Consider the following 16,784-nt stretch of genomic DNA (forward strand, 5'->3'; position numbering starts at 1 on the left):
GAAATCATCATGACTGCCAGCGCGAAGCCAAACCACCCGCTTCCGGCCCCCGACAGCGACTTCTATCTGATTCACGAGATCCTTAGCGATGCCGAGAAGGCCCTGCTAAAGCAGGTGCGTGCCTTCATGGAGAGCCAGGTCGCTCCCGTGATTAACAAATTTTGGGCCGAGGACGCGTTCCCGTTCGAGCTCATTCCCGGGATCCGGGATCTCAATATCGTCGGCGTCGGGTTCGAAGGCTACGGCTGCCCTGGCGGCAGCACGCTTCTCGATGGATTCATCGCCATGGAACTGGCGCGCGTCGACTCGTCCATTGCGACCTTCTATGGGGTCCATAGCGGGCTGGCGATGGGATCGATCTATCTCGGCGGTTCGGAAGAGCAGAAGCAGAAATGGTTGCCGCCCATGGCGCGATTGGAGAAAGTCGGCTGCTTCGGATTGACCGAACCGCTGGTGGGATCGGGCGCCGGCGGGGGCCTGCTGACAACCGCCAGGCGAGAAGGCGATACGTGGGTTCTCAACGGTCAGAAGCGGTGGATCGGCAATTCGACCTGGTGCGACCTGTCGATTATCTGGGCGCGCGATGTCGATGACAATCAGGTCAAAGGTTTCATCGTCGAGAACAAAACCACCCCGGGCTTTTCCGTCGAAAAAATCGAGAACAAGATCGCGCTGCGAGTCGTGCAGAACGGCGTCATCACGCTCGACAATTGCCGGGTACCTGAAGAAAACCGCCTCCAGGGCGATCTGTCCTTCCGGGACACGGCGCGGGTGCTGCGGCTGACCCGTCAATACGTTGCATGGGAATCCGTCGGCTGCAGCATGGGCGCTTACGAACATGCGCTGCGCTACGCGCAGACCCGCGAGCAGTTCGGCAAACCGATCGCATCGTTCCAGATGGTGCAGGACCTCCTCGCCAAGATGCTCGGCAATATCACCGCGTCCCAATGCATGGTCGTACGGCTGGCCCAATTGCAGGACCAGGGCAAGCTGCTGGACCAGCATGCTTCACTGGCCAAGGCATTCTGCACGACCCGTATGCGCGAAACCGTTGCCTGGGCGCGGGAAATATTCGGCGGTAACGGGATCGTGCTCGACTACAACGTCGCCCGCTTCGTTGCCGACTCGGAAGCGCTCTATTCATACGAAGGCACGCGCGAAATAAACTCCCTGATCGTCGGCAAGGCGATCAGCGGCTTTAGCGCGTTCGTCTGACTCCACTCCACTCGAAGGATTGTTAGCCATGGGCAAAGATATCAACCGCATTGCCATTATCGGCACCGGCGTCATTGGCGCAAGTTGGGCCGCCCTGTTTCTGGCCAGAGGCCTGGATGTCATCGCCACGGACATTGCGCCGGATGCCAAGCCGAAGCTCGAGGCATTCATCAAAGCGGCATGGCCCGCCCTGGAAGGATTGGGACTGGCGCCAAAGGCCTCACGTTCCAGACTGCAGTTCACCGCCGATCTTGACGAAGCGGTGGCTGGCAGCGATTTTGTTCAGGAGAATGGGCCCGAGCGGATCGACTTCAAGAAAGACCTCTACAGGCATCTCGACAACATCCTCGCACCCAGCACGATCATCGCATCGAGTTCGTCGGGCCTGACCATGAGCGAGATCCAGTCGGCTTGCAGACACCACCCCGAGCGGTGCGTGATCGGGCATCCGTTCAATCCGCCGCATCTGATACCGCTTGTTGAAATTGTCGGCGGCGCCAGGACATCGGAAGAGACGATTGAACGCGTCGCGGCTTTCTACAGCAGTCTGGGCAAGCGCACGGTCCGGCTGCACAAGGAGGTGCCGGGGCACGTCGCCAATCGACTGCAAGCCGCGCTCTATCGTGAGATGGTGTACCTGATTTCGGAAGGCGTGGTCAGCGTAGCCGACGCGGATACCGCCGTTTCCTGGGGTCCAGGCCTGCGCTGGGGGGGCATGGGGCCTAGTCTGCTCTTCCATCTGGGCGGAGGCGACGGCGGCATCGAACATTTCTTCGAACAGTTCACTGGCCCTTTGACCGCGTGGTGGCACGTGCTTGGCACGCCCGAGTTGACCCCCGAAGTCCGCGCGACCATTATCCAGGGTGTTCACGAACAGACGAAATCCCGATCTGTGCAGGACCTTGCTGCGCATCGCGATGAAATACTGCTCGGCCTTTTATCCCTTCGGCGGGACGAGATCTAACATTGTCGCGCGCTTCGCCGGACGCTTTACCCGGCGCGGCGATGGCGCACTCGGTGCCGTGCATTGGCATCGACGAGCGATCTTCGTTTTCTCAAGGCTGGTCAATATCCTGCCCTTTCAGCTCTTTGTGTTGCGCGGAGATCGGCGCATGCATCGCCTTGCTCGTCTCACTAGCGACCGGGATGCTCGGCGTCGCGCCTGAATAGCTCCTAAAGAGAACGACGTGAATCTGACACTTCTATCCGCCGCCATGCTGGTCGCGATCACCATCGTGGGAGTGCTCGGGCTTCGGCGATTCTCGGACAAAGTCCGGATCACGTTCGACCTGAGCTGTTTTCTCGCCATCAGCTTCTACTTTCACGAACAGGGCATTTTCTTCCCGGTGTTTCCGCCCTTGCACGCTCCGGCCGACAGTGGTGCATTGTGGTTGCGTGCAATAGGCGGTGCATGGTGGCTGCTGGGTTCGCGGATTGTTGTCGCCGCCCTCTGGTTCGCGCATCATCGGGATAGCCGCTCGCGCGGAGCCAGGCTTTTCTCGGACCTCGCTGCCGCCGCTATCTATATCGCGACGGCCGCGATCGTTCTGAACTCGGTCTTCGCGCTGCCGGTCACAGGCGTGGTCGCCACCTCAGGCGTCGTGGCGATCGTGCTCGGTCTTGCGCTACAAAACACACTAGCCGACGTGTTTTCCGGCATCGCAGTCGGCATCGAGGCACCGTTCAGCGTGGGTGATCGAATTCAGATCGCGGACAAGATCGAGGGAATCGTCGTGCAGGTCAACTGGCGGTCGATCCGGATCCACACGGATGGGGACGACATGGCGATCATTCCGAACAGCCTGATCGCCAAGGCCGAGATCGTCAACAGAAGCATCCCGAGTCCGCGCAGGGCGGCATCAGTCGAACTATCCTGTCCGGAAAGCGCCGTTCCGGATCGCGTCATCGAGACCATGCTTCAAGCGACGCTGCTCTGCCCGGACATCCTGCGAACGCCGGCGCCGAGTGCCGTTCTGACTCAGCTCGGTGCGAGGCGGAACGCCTTCAAGATTTCATTTTTCGTCGGGGACACCAGTCATCTCGGATCGACCAGGGATCTCCTGCTGCGAAGCATGCGCCGCCAACTCCACTACGCCGGGTTTCTCGACCAGAGCCGCCAGGAAGAAGCTTCAAAGCTCAACCTCACGGAAGAGGCGCTGACCACTCGCCGTCTGGTTCGCGACGTCATCCTGTTCGAGTGCCTCGACGAGCAACAACTCGACGGTCTTGCTGCGCTGCTCGAATTGCTTCGACTGGAACCCGGGGATGCGCTCTTCTCGGAAGGGGCGATCGACGCCTCGCTCTATGTCGTCGCCTGGGGCATCGTCGAACTGAGGCAACAGTCAGGAGCCTCGGCCGAGACGATCGGTCGCATTGGTGCTGGCGAATACGTCGGCGAGATCGGCATGCTCATCGCGGCGCCTCATGCGGCGACTGCTGTCGCACTCACGCATTGCAAGATCTACCGGCTCCCGCGCAAGGCGATCGAGCCATTGTTGTCGAAACACGCAGAATTGGCGTCGGCTTTCGACAAATCGGTACGTCGCGGAATGGAAGCGCTTCATCGTAAGGTTGCGGTTCTCGCCTCGCCTGACATTGGTCCAACCGGGCAACTGCTGCTAAGAATTCGAAGCCTCTTCCATTTCGACTCTAATTGACGCATCAGCGTTGTAACCGTACGGCAATGACTCGGCCGCTTCTTTCCCAGATCTGACTCCTCGATTACAGGTTTGCTATCTGCTTTGCGGTTCGCGTCCGCCGCTGCAAGCCGCGATCGCCCGAAACGCGCGCGGACTCGCCAACAGCGTGCGAATCCTGAACTCGCGGGCGATTACTCAATCTTCGCGAGTCCTGAACGACCATGATTACTCCCAGTCGTCCCCATCGTGACTGTGAGGAAAGAGACATGGCCAGGAAAAAAGTCATACGCATCTATAGAGAACCCCCGGGCGGCTGGGGTGCGCTCAGGCAACCGGCGAAGCGCCCGCTCTTCAAGGCGTGGCGGTATCCGGCGCGAAGACACTGCTGCACACGAAATTGGCGAGCAACGCGACTTCACATGTCCACGGCGCATTCGAAATGCCCGGTGGAAACACGCAGCCGCTGCTCGGCTCAGGCATATCAATAAAGCATGCCTTACATCGCAAAAATGCATATTACATATGCGAACGCGAGCGCCATACTGCTTTTCAACCGACGTGCCGGGACCGGCAACAGTGTGTACACCGCGATTTTCGCGGACGGAACAAGTCACCTGAGATCTCCCGGGGTCACACAAGCGTGACCGCCGTCGCTACCCATTTTCCTTCGATCAATTGAGGGCTTTTCAGCCATGACGCTCACAGTCGGCGCATTGCTTGCACTGTCGTTTCTCATTTCCGTGCTCGGGCTCTTCATGTTCATCTGGGCACAGACACGAGGTTTGATGCGGGCCGGCCCAGAGGCGGCACAGGTGATATTCGAAACGGGTGAACTCGGCATGGTCGAAGAACCCGGGATTTCGGCGACGCAACGCAGCGCACTGCAAAGGGCCGAAAGCAATGCCAATGCTTCGGCGACGCGCGGCGACGCGCAACGGGCCGCGCACACGCGGCCTGATTTGCTGGCCCGCGAAGCGCAGGACAGGTCGAGCCGCGCCGCCGCGTTCGCGTTTCTCACGTCGTCGATCCTGTGGCTGGTACTCGGCTCGCTCGCCGGCCTGGTCGCCTCGCAAAAGCTGACGTCGCCCGACTTTCTGGCGCAATCGGCCTGGCTGACGTTCGGCCGCATCAGAACCGCGCACTTGAATATGGTGATCTATGGCTGGGCATCGATGGCAGGCCTGGGCATCGCGTTATGGATGCTGCCGCGGCTGCTGAAGACCCGTCTGGTCGGCGAGCGCTACGCCGTCGCGGGCGCCGCTCTGTGGAATACCGGCGTCGCGGCCGGTGTCGTGGCGATTCTCGCGGGCTGGACAGACGGCTTGCAGTGGCTCGAGATTCCGTGGCAGATCGGCATTCTGCTGGCGCTAGGCGGCGCACTGTCAGCCGTGCCGCTATTTTTGACGCTATCCCGCCGCAATGTGGACCACCTGTACGTGTCGGTCTGGTACATCGCCGCAGCCCTGCTCTGGTTTCCGGTCCTGTATGTCGTCTCGAAAGTGCCGTATGTGCATTTCGGCGTGGAGCAGGCCATCGTCAACTGGTGGTTCGCACACAACGTGCTTGGCTTGTGGCTTACGCCGCTCGGTCTTGCGTCAGCCTATTACTTCATCGCGAAGGTGCTCGGCCGTCCCATCTATTCATACAACCTCTCGCTGGTCGGCTTCTGGGCGCTGGCGATGTTCTATAGCCAGGCCGGCGTTCACCATCTGCTCGGCGGCCCCGTGCCAGCATGGCTGCAAAGCGTCTCGGTCGTGCAGAGCGTGATGATGCTGATCCCCGTCCTCGCGGTCGGCGTCAATCAGCACATGACGGTGGCCGGGCGCTTCGCGACGCTGCGATATTCGCCCACGCTGCGCTTCGTCGTGCTGGGCGCAGCGCTGTACACGCTCGTTTCGCTGCAAGGCTCGCTCGAAGCCGTGCCGTTCTTCAATCGCCTCGTGCACTTCACACAGTACAAGGTCGCGCATGCGCATCTCGGCCTGTATGGCTTTTACTCGATGATCATGTTCGGTTCGATCTATTTCGTGATGCCACGCATACTGGAGCGGGAGTGGCCCTATCCGAAGTTGATTGCCCTGCATTTCTGGCTGGCTGTGACCGGCTTCGCGATCTACTTCGTTTTTCTGAGCATCGGCGGTGTTCTGCAGGGCATCGCCATGCTTGATGCCACGCGGCCCTTCATGGATTCCGTCAACGTGCTCACGCCTTACCTGAGAGCGAGAACGTTCGGTGGCGTGTTGATGACCGCCGGGCACCTCGTATTCGCATGGCACTTCTTCGCGATGCTGCTCGACCGCGGGACGATCCGTTCCGGCCAGGCGCTTATCGGCGGCGCGCCGTCCGCAGGAGTCTGACCATGAACCGGGTTCTCACCATTGTCATCGGCGCGCTGATCATGCTGGCGATCGCCACGCTCGTGCTGGTCGCATTGCCGTATCGCGAGCTGCAGGACGAATCGCCGCCCGAACAGCTCAAGCCGTACACCATCGCACAACTGCGCGGCCGCGCCACATACGTCAACATGGGTTGCGTGTATTGCCACTCGCAACAGCCGCGAGCGGCGACCCTGGGTCCGGACGCATTGCGCGGCTGGGGCCGACCGTCGGTATCGGCCGACTATGCGTACGACTACCCGCAGTTGCTGGGCGTGTCGCGCACCGGCCCGGATCTGTTCAACATCGGCGCACGGCAACCCAGCGTCGACTGGCATCTCGCTCACCTGTACCAGCCACGCAGTGTGACGCCTGGAAGCGTAATGCCGTCGTACCCGTTCCTCTTCAAGGTGGTCGCGCATCCTGGACCGGGCGACAAGGTCGTGACGCTGCCGCCGCAATTCGCGCCGGCCGGCGGCCAGGTCGTCGCCACGCAGGAGGCGCTCGATCTCGTCGCTTACCTGACTGCACTCAATCACACGTATCCCGTTCCCGCCACTGAATCCGGAGTGACGAAATGAAACACGACACGCAGCAAGACACGATCCACACACGGGAGCATGCGGAACCCATCGAACAGGCGAATCCGGTGCCCTGGCTTCTCGGGCTCGTCGGCGCATCGCTAGCAGTCTGGGGGGTCAGCTACTTCCTGCTCAATCCGGACCTTGCGCCGGCCAGCGCCAAAGATGCCAGCCGCGACGCTGTGACGAGCGCCGCAGCACCCGCCGCAGCCGACGGCGCGCAGATCTTCGCGAGCCGCTGTGCCTCATGCCATCAGGCGAGCGGCGCCGGCCTGCCCGGCGTGTTTCCGCCACTGGCCGGCTCCGCCTGGGTGAACGGCGACGCGAAGACCGTCGCGCGCATCCTGCTGCTGGGCATCAACGGCAAGATCGGCGTTGCCGGCGCAACCTTCAACGGCACGATGCCCGCCTTTGGCACGACCCTTTCCGACGCGGAAATCGCGGCGGTGGCCACGCACGTTCGCGCGAGCTTCGGCAACAAGTCGGCTGCACTGACAGCCGACCTTGTGAAGGGCGAGCGCACCGCTCTGGGCACGCGAACGACGCCGTGGGCAGGCGGCGACGAACTCTCGAAGCAGCCGTAGAGCCGGACGAAACGCAAAATGCAATCCAACCTTCCAGATAGTGCGCTGCTGGATGTGCGCGGCATGTGGTGCACCAGTTGCGCGAACGCATTGGAAAGCATGCTGCGGCGCCAGCCTGGCGTGCTCGCCGCCAGCGTCAGTTTCGCGGCCGAGTCCGCCTCGCTGCAATGGGACCCGCTCTCGACGTCGCTTGAGCGCGTGCTGCAGCGCGTCGCCAAACTCGGATACGCGTGCGTCCCCGAAGGCGCGGGGCACGACCGGCGCGCGCATTTCGCCAGAATCCGCCGTGACCTGATGATCCGGCTCGTGGTTGCCGTGTTCTTTTCGATGTGGGTAATGCCGGCGCAATGGACGCTGTACGTTGCGCCCGAGGGCAGTCTTTCGCCGGCTGCCCAATTTGGGCTGGCGCTGTTTGCGGGGCTCGCCACCATGCCGGTGATCGGCTACAGTGCGCTGCCGTTTTTTCGCGCGGCGTGGCGCACGCTGCGCGCTCGAGCGCCGGGCATGGACGTCCTCGTCGCGGCCGGGGCCAGCGGGTCCTTCGTGCTTTCGGTATGGCAGTTGATACGGGGCGAGTCGACCGTCTATTTCGATTCCGCCGCAATGATCGTGGTCTTCCTGTTGGCCGGCAGGCTGCTCGAAACGACCGTGCGAAGCCAATCGGCCGACGCCGTACGCAGCCTGCTCGAATTACCGCCTGAAACCGCGCATGTGATCGATGCGTCCGGCGCCGAAACGCAAGTCCTTGCCAAGCGGGTGGAACGCGGCAGCGCGGTTCGGGTGTGCCCTGGCGAGCGCGTTCCGCTCGACGGCGTCATCACGCAAGGCGTGTCGTCGCTGGATCGCTCGCTGCTGACCGGCGAAACGGCGTTCATCACCGTCGAACCCGGCGACGTGGTCGAAGCCGGTGCGCTCAATGGAGACGGCGAACTGGTGGTGTTGGTCGAGCGCGCCTGGGGCGAGCGTCGCGTGGATCTGATCGCGCATAGCGTGCGGCAGATGCTCGCGCGCAAGACGGCGACCCAGGCACTCGCCGAACGGTTCACCCGCTACCTCGTGCCAGCCATCTGCGGGCTCGCGACGCTCGCCTTACTGTGGAACGCAGCCGAGGGTATGGCCATCGCCGCTGCACTCGAACGCGCCGTGGCGGTGCTCGTCATTACCTGCCCCTGTGCGCTCGGCATGGCCGTGCCGCTCGCGCTTACCGCTGGGGCGGGGCGAGCGGCGCGCGCGGGCGTGCTGTTCCGGGATGTCGAGGCGATCGAGAAGGCCGGTCGCATCGACCTCTTCTGTTTCGACAAGACCGGAACGCTGACCGAAGGCTCGCCCCGGCTCGTCCAGTCGCAATGTGCCGACAGCGTGAGCACAGTCGACCTGTTCGTCGACGCGGCGATCGCCGAGCGCGGCAGCGAGCATCCGCTCGCGAGGGCCATCGAATCATTGGTACCGCCGTCATGCCGTGCAGCCGTCGACGGCGCAACGGGAACGTCCCGTGCGACGCCCGGCGCGGGAGTCGAATGGATCGGCGCGGACGGCTCTCGCATTCTTGCCGGCAGCGCGTCCTTTCTCGGCGGGCTCGGCGTACCGGTTCCGGACACGGCAGCCACGCATACGACGGTTCATGTCGCGCGCGATGGGCAGTGGCGCGGCACGCTGCATTTCGCGGACGCGCCGCGTGCCGGTGCACGCCGCGCGCTGGCCACGTTGCGCACGACAGGCGCGGCGCTCGCGATGCTGACCGGCGACGAGCCGGCCGTCGGCTTGCGCGTCGCCGAGGCTGTCGGCATTGACTCCGGCGCCGTGTATGCGGGCCAGTCGCCGGAAGAGAAGGCCCGTCGCATCGTCGCTGCGCAGGCAGCGGGAACGAAGGTCGCGTTCATCGGCGACGGTCTCAACGACGCGCCCGCGCTCGCGGCGGCCGATCTCGGCATCGCCGTCGCCAACGCGACGGCGTCTTCGGTTGCCGCGGCGTCGATCGTACTGGTCGACGGCGGCATCGAGAAGCTCAATGCCGCGCTGGCGATCGCACGGCGCACTGCGCGCGTGATGCGCCAGAACCTCATTGCCGCAGCCATCTACAACTTGCTTGCCGTGCCGCTCGCGTTATCCGGAGTCGTGTCGCCAGTAATGGCAGCCGCGTTGATGATCGCCAGCTCACTTTCGGTGACGCTCAATTCGTCCCGCCTCGCTGCCGGCGCGATGAACCGGGACGGCGCTACTGCTGACACGTTCGACACGGACACCGCACATCACCGCAGCACACAGGATCCGGATCTGCAGCGCCCGCCTGCGCCGATGTTCAACACCTGACAGAAGGATGACCATGAAGAACGATGAACGCGACATCTTCCAGCAGCGCCGCAGGCTGCTCGGTGGCCTCGGTGCGCTAGGGCTCGCGGCATTGACGAATCCCATAACGGGGGGGGCGGCACAAGGCAACAACATCATGCTGCCCTTCGAAAATGGTGAGCGCCCGCTCACGTCCGCGTTTCCGCAGAAGTCCAACGTCATACTGCAAAGAACGCGGCCGCCGTTAATTGAAACGCCGTTCGAGGTGTTCGACCAGGGCGTCTTTACGCCAAACGACCGCTTCTATGTGCGGTGGCACCTTGCGAACATTCCAACGTCCGTGGATCCGGCCGCGTTCAGGCTGGACATCCGGGGTCACGTGAACAGGACTGTCAGCCTGACGCTGAACGATCTTGTGAAAAAATTCCCGCGCTTCGAAATTGCCGCAGTCAATCAATGCTCGGGGAATTCCCGCGGCTTTTTTAGTCCCCGCGTGCCAGGCGGTCAATGGGCGAACGGTGCGATGGGCAACGCTCGATGGACGGGCGTGCGGCTGAAGGATTTGCTGACACATGCCGGTGTCGGCGCAAACGCGGTACAGGTACGCTTGAACGGCCTCGAAACCGGCGTAATTCCGCAGACGCCGAAATTCATGAAGTCGCTCGCGATCGACCACGCGCTCGACGGCGAAGTAATGGTCGCCTATGCGATGAACGGAGAGCCGCTGCCGCTGCTCAACGGCTATCCGTTGCGGCTTGTCGTGCCCGGCTGGTATGCAACCTATTGGATCAAGATGCTGCACGATATCGAGGTGCTGGACAAGCCCGACGATAACTTCTGGACCGCCAAGGCCTACCTCGTCCCCGATAACCATTTTGCCAACGTGCATCCCGGCGACAAGGACTTCAAGCAGGTGCCCATCAATACCATGCTGCCCCGGTCGTTCTTCACCAATCTGCGCTCTGCGGGCACGGTACAGCGCGGTCAGCCAATGCTCGTACGCGGCATTGCGTTCGGCGGTCTCAACGCGCTCGCGAAGGTGCAGTTTTCGTCCGACGGCGGCCGCAACTGGACCGATGCCGCGATGGGCCGCGATTACGGCCGCTACAGTTTCCGGCAGTGGCAGACGACGGTCAGCTTCCCGCAAACGGGCAGCCGGACACTGATGGTCCGCGCGATCGACTCGACCGGACAGGCGCAGCCGGATACACCGAACTGGAACGGCGCGGGCTTCATGCGCAACGTCATTGAATCCGTCGATATCAACGTAGTCTGACACGAGGCGAAAACCATGAACTTGAAGCTGGCTCGTATCGCGGCGGTCTGGGCCGTTCCTGTCGCCGTCGGTGCCATTGCCGCGCTGACCGGCAGTCACTACCTGCCTGAATCGATCGCCGGACAGGCGCAGCGGCAGGCCGCCGTGGTGCCTCCGGTGCATTTCGCCCCGCTCGACGTTTCTTTGCCGGCAGGCAGCACGCTCTTTCCACCCGGCGAAGGCGCAGCGATCGCGAACGCCAATTGCGTGATGTGTCATTCGACCGGAATGGTGCTGCGCCAGCCACCGCTGACCGCTCCCGAGTGGAAGACCGAGATCATGAAGATGCGCAACGGCTTTGGCGCACCGATTCCTCTCGATCAGGTCGACCAGCTTGCCCACTATCTTGGCCTTATCAACGGGAAGAAGAATGAAACGGGCCCCTCCGGTGTCGACAACCAGGCCAGCTGACGCACAAGCATCGCACCTGGGAACGCGCGGCTGCGACTGTGTTCCTGCCCAGGGACTCGACGCTTGCATGCCGCCAATCCGCATGCGGCCTGGTATCGAGACAGCCGCACGATTCGCCGCCGTCGGGTTGCAGATCTTCGCACCGAAATGCGCGCTTTGCTGGACCACCTACGCTGGCCTCTTTAACGCAGGCTGGTTCGTCGCAACGAACATTCATCCGATCTGGGCGTCGCTTGCAGCGCTGTCCTCGACGCTTGCCGTGTGCATCAGCCTGCTCGCGGCGAGGCGAACGCGCCGCTATCGAGCCTGGTTGTGGACGGCAGCTTCGTGGTCGTTCCTCATTGCCGGCTGGTTGCTGGACTGTTTGCCCGTCAGGTGCCTGGGATTCGGTTTGCTCGCAGCCGGCTTTGCCTACGATGGGCTTACCCGCAGCGTACGCGCCCGTACGTCAACGGGGTCGGTGCCCGGTTCGCTGGAAGCGGCCCCGGCGCGATCCGGCTAGCAGCCTGCCGACGGACGCCAAGTAACCGTTACGTCGAAGCGAGGCGCCACGATGACGCCCCTCGCCCGCTAGACGATCACGTGTTCGAACATCTGATCGGCGAGCGTGCGAAAGGCGCTCGCGCTCGGGCTCAACGCACGCGCCTTGCGCCAGATCATGTTCAGGTCCCGCTCGATCTTCAGGTCGTGCACCCGCAACTGCACCAGAACGCCTGCGGCGAGTTCGTCGGCGACCGTTTGGCGCGACACCCACGCGACCGCATTGCCAAGGCGCAGCATCCGTTTGATCGCCTCCGGGCTGGCCACCGACAGCTTCGGCGACAGCTCATAGCCGTGCCGGGCATACGCGTCCTCGATCACCATGCGTGTGCCGGACCCGGGTTCGCGCATCACGAGTTCGGCAATGCCGACCTCTGCTGCGCTGACGCGGCGCTTACGCGTCAGCGGGTGGCTGGCGCCGGCGACCGCAATCAGTTCGTCACGACCAATGACGGCCGCGTCGAACACCGATGCGTCGTACGGTCCTTCGACCAGCCCAAGCTGCCGCTCATGCGCCAGCACCGTCTCCTCGACGTGTTCGGTGTTCGACACCGCGAGGTCGATCGTGATGCCTGGATATAACCGCCGGAACTCGTCCAGAACGGGAGGCAGCAGATAAACGCCAATCGTGCGGCTTGAGGCGAGCCCAAGGTGCCCGCGCGTCAAACCCGCGAACTCGCCGATCGCGGTTTCGGCTGCGTCCGCCAGCGAGAAAATCTGCGCGGCGTAATCGGCAAGCAGACGGCCTGCCTCGGTAGGCTGCATGCCGCGCGGGAGCCGGTCGAACAACGGCACGCCGACCCGTTCCTCCAGTTCGCGGATCTCGCGCGTGAGCGCCGGCTGGCTAACGTGAAGCCGCTCCGACGCGGCGGTGACGCTGCCGGTCTCCACGACAGAAAAAAACGCTGCGAGATGGGTGAAGTTCATGGTCTTATGTATATCAAATAGGCATCGACTCCATATTAAGGATGTATTTTCAATATGGATAGCAAATCCGCACAATCAGTTCATCCCGATTCCCTGTGGAGACGACCATGTCCAGCCAGTTTGGTGCACGCGAGGCAACATCCTTGCAGCACTTCTCCGACAAGATTCGCCAGTTCACGCCGAACTGGTTCGCGATGACGATGGGCAACGGCATCGTGTCGCTCGTGCTCGCCGCGTTGCCCCAGAGCATTCCGGGCCAGCACGCACTCGCCGTTTCGTTGTGGTGCGTGGATATCGTGCTCTATGCGGTGTTCACGGCGATGTTCGCCGCGCGCTGGATCTTCTATCCAGAAACGATCAAACCCCTGCTGCATCACCCGCTTCAATCGATGTTCCTGGGCACCTTGCCTATGGGTCTCGCGCCGATCATCAACGGCATCGTGCTGTTCGCGGGACCGCATTTCGGCGCAAGTGCCTACTCGCTTGCGTATGCGTTGTGGTGCTGTGACGCACTGCTGGCCGTCGTTGTCGCGGTGGGCGTGCCGTACCTGATGTTCACCGAGCAAAGCCATGCCTTCGAGCGCGTTACAGCCGTGCTGCTGCTGCCGATTGTGGCGCCCGAAGTGGCGGCGTCAAGCGCCGCGACGCTTGCCCCGCACCTGGTCGAACGAACCGCGCAGCTCGTCGTCGGCGCAGGCTATCTGCTGTGGGCGATTTCGGTGCCGCTCGCCTTCTCGGTGCTGACCGTCGTCTTCTTCCGGCTGGTCATACATAAGCTACCGCATCGTGATCTGGGCCCATCCGGCTGGCTAACTCTCGGCCCGATCGGCACTGGCGCGTTGGGACTGCTTACGCTCGGCCAGGCTGCGCCCGGCGCATTCGCCGGCACTACACTCGCGAGCGTTGCCGCTATCGCACGCGACTTCGGCCTGATCGGCTCGCTGATCCTGTGGGGTGCGGGCCTGTGGTGGTTTGCGGTCGCGCTTCTCTTCACATTGCGCTACCGCCGCGAAGGCTTGCCGTTCAACCTCGGCTGGTGGGGCTTCACGTTCCCGCTCGGCGTCTACACTACGGCAACGCTGAGCCTGTATCGGGTGACCGGGTTCGAGGCGTTCGCCGTGGCCGGCGTGCTGTTCGCAATTCTGCTGGGCGGACTCTGGAGCGTCGTGCTGTCGCGGACGTTGCGGGAAGTGGCGCGCGGTCACCTGTTCTACGCACCTTGCCTTGCCAATGCGCGCTAGTTGTCAATTTTCGGCCGGCGGCCCCGCTTCTACGGGCCGCCGCATCGAGGACCGTCACTGCATAGTTTCGTGACACGGCAGGCGATAAACGCATGCTCGAAAGCGGGCTCTGGAACGTCGGCTTTCGGCGGTACGCGACCCGCTCCGGCCGGTCAGTTCTCTCCGAAGCAGCCGTGCAACGTTTGGCAAGTCGCAAGGCAAAGTTACTTCAGGTGAATGAGGACTGATCCCTCCGATATCTCCGGCGCGCCCACGCCCGTGCTTCCGGCGTTTTTCGCGATCCAGTCCTTCGCCTTCTGCACGCTTTCGTCAGTGCCTGTCTTGTCCTGGCAAACAGTCACCGAGAATCCGCCATCGCCGCTGCGTGCGAGGGTATAGCTGACAAAGCCTTTGACCGAACGCATCAGTTCTTCGACGTCAGCCGTGCGCTTCTCCAGCAGATCGAACAACTCCTTTGCCCCCTTTCCGGAAAATCTCCTTATAACAGTTTGCATGATTGCATCCTCCTGTTTGACCAGCGAAACGAGCATGCCGCACGAACAATGTGTGCAGCGTGTAACGGCTCTTTCCGACAGCGTGTAGTGCGTGGAAGTAATCGAGAAGGCCACGCACCTGACCTCCGCGACCCATACCAAGTGTAGTAACTGTACCGCCGTAGTAAACCTGAGAAGCGGTGCAAAATCCGGGTGCCGTCAGTCGCCGCCCGCAACAGCCGTCATTCAATCTCAGCGTCCGCAAAATCGGCACTAGCCTAGGGTCTGTTCACATATGAAACGTGCCTGCAAACGATGTTCTTTATGCAATCCGGAACGGTGACCTATACGTTGTGATGACCACCGGCAATTTGCGGCGGAGCGTCCAGCTATTTTTCGAATCGACGATACCGAAACGCGACCCCGCCGCGTTACACGACGCGGCCGTGCTGGGTGCGATCAGCCTCAGTTTCGCGCTCGGTGCGGTGGTGGGCGGCTTGACCACACGCCGTCTGCACGATGCCGCGTTAGGCGTGCCGGCCATCTTTCTTTTCACAGCGTTGCTCGACATCTGCCGGCGGGTCTTATCAAGCCGTTTGTCAGGCACCACAGCAGATGACCGCGGCACCGCATCCGCGCCTCGCGGCCAAATTTCAAACCGCGATCGTTGATCCCGGTTACTTCAACATCTCGACACGAGGGGCGGCGAGAGGGGGTTTCGTGTCGAGACCTGCCTTGAAGTAGTTCGCCCGCCCCTATCGGGCACACAGCAATTCACCCACCCAGCACTTCCAGCATCTGTGCATTCAAGCCATTGACGAAAGCGTGCTCACCGGGTCCCGGGTTCTCGCGGAACTGCTTCGCACCTTCAACCAGAACCTCATCCACATCCGTTCCGAGGACAGCGATCGTTTCGTCGATGAAGGCGTCAAGCGGCATCGCCTGTTCGGCCTCGCGGCTGTTCATGAGGTCCGTGCGCACCCAGGGCGGTGCGATCTCGAGTACGCGAACCTTCGTGTCCCACAGCATGAAGCGTTGCGACAGAATGTACGAATGCAGCGCCGCCTTGGTCGACGAATACACTGCCGTCATGGCCAGCGGAACGAAAGCCAGCACCGAGCTGGTATAGGCGACGACGGCGTCGTTCCTGGTCTTGAGGTGATCGATCAGTGCAGACGTCATACGGATCGGCCCCATGAGGTTGGTCGTGATGGTGGACACCATCAGCGCGTCGTCGATGTGGCCGCCCGCCTGATCAGGCTGCATGATTCCTGCGTTGTTGATCAGCACGTTGAGATCGGGATAGTCCGCGATCAGCTGCGCCGCCACCCTGCTAATGCTGGCCGGGTCGGCAATGTCGAGCTCGATGGCAGCCATACCGGGATTCGCCGCCACCACCTCGTCGAGATGGCTGCGCCGTCGGCCGCTGATGATGACCTTGTTGCCGCGCTTGTGGAGTGCCTCGGCTAGACCGCGGCCAATGCCCGAACCGCCGCCCGTGATGAAGATCGTGTTTCCGGTGAGTTTCATGATCGTTTTCCTGTTGATGTTGCCGTAGTTGGGGTTTGCGTGCTCAGGCAGGGAACCGGTCGCCGAACATCGGCAGGCCGCTCGCGGATTCGGCCCTGGTCGCTTCGTCCTGAAGGACGTCCCAGTGCTCGGCAAGCTTGCCGTCTTCAAAGCGGACGACGTCGGCTGCAATCCACGCTGCGGGCCTCCCGATCCCACTGAAGCGCCCATGCGCAATGACATAGTCGCCCTCGGCCACGATCAGCTGGTTCTCGTAGCGCGCGGTGTCAGGCAGCGCGCGAACCAGCCCGAACAGGCCGTCGCGTCCCGGCGCAATATGGGCGCTATGCTGAATGTAGCGGTCGGACCAGAAGCGCTCGGCTGCAGCGTAGTCGCGCTTGTTGAACAGGGTCTCGAATGCTTCCAGCACGAGCGCCTTGTTCTGTTCAGGAGTTGTCTTCGTCATGTTGAGGTCCTCTTTGGAGATTCAGGTGACGACGCGCTCAGGCGTCAGATGGCCGTTGTGCCCCCTGCTGCCTGAACGTTCAGGTAAAGAAGGCTATACTTAAGACAATGGTGAATGACATTGTCAGTGCAGCAGATTGTGGGCACATGCCCTACCAATGTCAATGGTGATCGACATTGTATTTTTCGATGGGTCTTATTGGGTCGTTGTCGGCCGAAG

General features: G+C 62.3%; 16 protein-coding genes. 12 read left to right on the forward strand and 4 right to left on the reverse strand.

All coding sequences use genetic code 11. The features are described from left to right. Positions 1 to 9 precede the first annotated feature (9 nt). The 10 genes from WN982_RS33250 (at position 10) to WN982_RS33295 (ending at position 11,911) form a co-directional block, all read left to right on the forward strand. Positions 10 to 1,215, forward strand: a complete 1,206-nt coding sequence (locus WN982_RS33250) for an acyl-CoA dehydrogenase family protein (RefSeq protein WP_341316262.1) — start codon at positions 10 to 12, stop codon at positions 1,213 to 1,215. 28 nt (positions 1,216 to 1,243) lie between these two features. Then, entirely contained in the window at positions 1,244 to 2,179 is a 936-nt protein-coding gene (locus tag WN982_RS33255) for a 3-hydroxyacyl-CoA dehydrogenase NAD-binding domain-containing protein (RefSeq protein ID WP_341316263.1), read from the forward strand. Positions 2,180 to 2,429: 250 nt separating this feature from the next. Beyond that, positions 2,430 to 3,872 carry a mechanosensitive ion channel family protein gene (locus tag WN982_RS33260; protein ID WP_341316264.1) on the forward strand — a complete coding sequence of 481 codons (1,443 nt, stop codon included), beginning with the start codon at positions 2,430 to 2,432 and terminating at the stop codon, positions 3,870 to 3,872. A gap of 674 nt (positions 3,873 to 4,546) precedes the next feature. Then, on the forward strand, positions 4,547 to 6,211 hold the full coding sequence (locus WN982_RS33265) for a cbb3-type cytochrome c oxidase subunit I (protein WP_341316265.1): 1,665 nt from the start codon (positions 4,547 to 4,549) through the stop codon (positions 6,209 to 6,211). Positions 6,212 to 6,213: 2 nt separating this feature from the next. Next, positions 6,214 to 6,810, forward strand: a complete 597-nt coding sequence (locus WN982_RS33270) for a cbb3-type cytochrome c oxidase subunit II (protein WP_341316266.1) — start codon at positions 6,214 to 6,216, stop codon at positions 6,808 to 6,810. Then, positions 6,807 to 7,394 (forward strand): cytochrome c, encoded by a 588-nt coding sequence (locus WN982_RS33275; protein ID WP_341316267.1) that lies wholly within the window; start codon positions 6,807 to 6,809, stop codon positions 7,392 to 7,394. The genes WN982_RS33270 and WN982_RS33275 overlap by 4 nt, the downstream gene beginning before the upstream one ends. 18 nt (positions 7,395 to 7,412) lie before the next feature. Continuing rightward, positions 7,413 to 9,704: a cation-translocating P-type ATPase gene (locus tag WN982_RS33280; protein WP_341316268.1), complete on the forward strand. Its 2,292-nt coding sequence runs from the start codon at positions 7,413 to 7,415 to the stop codon at positions 9,702 to 9,704. A 13-nt stretch (positions 9,705 to 9,717) separates the two neighbouring features. Next, the gene (locus tag WN982_RS33285; protein WP_341316269.1) at positions 9,718 to 10,959 is read left to right on the forward strand and encodes a molybdopterin-dependent oxidoreductase; all 1,242 of its coding nucleotides are present in this window, start codon (positions 9,718 to 9,720) and stop codon (positions 10,957 to 10,959) included. 15 nt (positions 10,960 to 10,974) lie between these two features. After that, positions 10,975 to 11,409 (forward strand): cytochrome c, encoded by a 435-nt coding sequence (locus WN982_RS33290; RefSeq protein WP_341316270.1) that lies wholly within the window; start codon positions 10,975 to 10,977, stop codon positions 11,407 to 11,409. Between the two features lie 67 nt (positions 11,410 to 11,476). Further along, positions 11,477 to 11,911, forward strand: a complete 435-nt coding sequence (locus tag WN982_RS33295; RefSeq protein ID WP_341316271.1) for a hypothetical protein — start codon at positions 11,477 to 11,479, stop codon at positions 11,909 to 11,911. Positions 11,912 to 11,979: 68 nt separating this feature from the next. Here WN982_RS33295 and WN982_RS33300 read toward each other — a convergent pair whose 3' ends face one another. Beyond that, positions 11,980 to 12,876 (reverse strand): LysR family transcriptional regulator, encoded by an 897-nt coding sequence (locus tag WN982_RS33300; RefSeq protein WP_341316272.1) that lies wholly within the window; start codon positions 12,874 to 12,876, stop codon positions 11,980 to 11,982. Positions 12,877 to 12,983: 107 nt separating this feature from the next. Between WN982_RS33300 and WN982_RS33305 the strand changes: the two genes are divergently transcribed. After that, positions 12,984 to 14,117 (forward strand): TDT family transporter, encoded by a 1,134-nt coding sequence (locus WN982_RS33305; protein WP_341316273.1) that lies wholly within the window; start codon positions 12,984 to 12,986, stop codon positions 14,115 to 14,117. Positions 14,118 to 14,320: 203 nt separating this feature from the next. On the opposite strand, the gene WN982_RS33310 is transcribed toward WN982_RS33305, so the two are convergent. Further along, positions 14,321 to 14,611: a hypothetical protein gene (locus WN982_RS33310; RefSeq protein ID WP_341319496.1), complete on the reverse strand. Its 291-nt coding sequence runs from the start codon at positions 14,609 to 14,611 to the stop codon at positions 14,321 to 14,323. A gap of 335 nt (positions 14,612 to 14,946) precedes the next feature. Between WN982_RS33310 and WN982_RS33315 the strand changes: the two genes are divergently transcribed. Further along, positions 14,947 to 15,261, forward strand: coding sequence for a DUF1275 family protein (locus tag WN982_RS33315; protein ID WP_341319497.1), 315 nt, complete (start codon positions 14,947 to 14,949; stop codon positions 15,259 to 15,261). 103 nt (positions 15,262 to 15,364) lie between these two features. Here the strand turns inward: WN982_RS33315 and WN982_RS33320 are convergent, their stop codons facing one another. Together WN982_RS33320 and WN982_RS33325 are read right to left on the reverse strand one after the other, a co-directional pair. Beyond that, positions 15,365 to 16,120, reverse strand: a complete 756-nt coding sequence (locus WN982_RS33320; RefSeq protein WP_341316274.1) for an SDR family NAD(P)-dependent oxidoreductase — start codon at positions 16,118 to 16,120, stop codon at positions 15,365 to 15,367. A gap of 43 nt (positions 16,121 to 16,163) precedes the next feature. Then, the gene (locus WN982_RS33325) at positions 16,164 to 16,565 is read right to left on the reverse strand and encodes an ester cyclase (RefSeq protein ID WP_341316275.1); all 402 of its coding nucleotides are present in this window, start codon (positions 16,563 to 16,565) and stop codon (positions 16,164 to 16,166) included. Between the last annotated feature and the right edge of the window lie 219 nt (positions 16,566 to 16,784).

It is taken from the genome of Paraburkholderia sp. IMGN_8 (genome assembly GCF_038050405.1).
GTDB lineage: Bacteria > Pseudomonadota > Gammaproteobacteria > Burkholderiales > Burkholderiaceae > Paraburkholderia.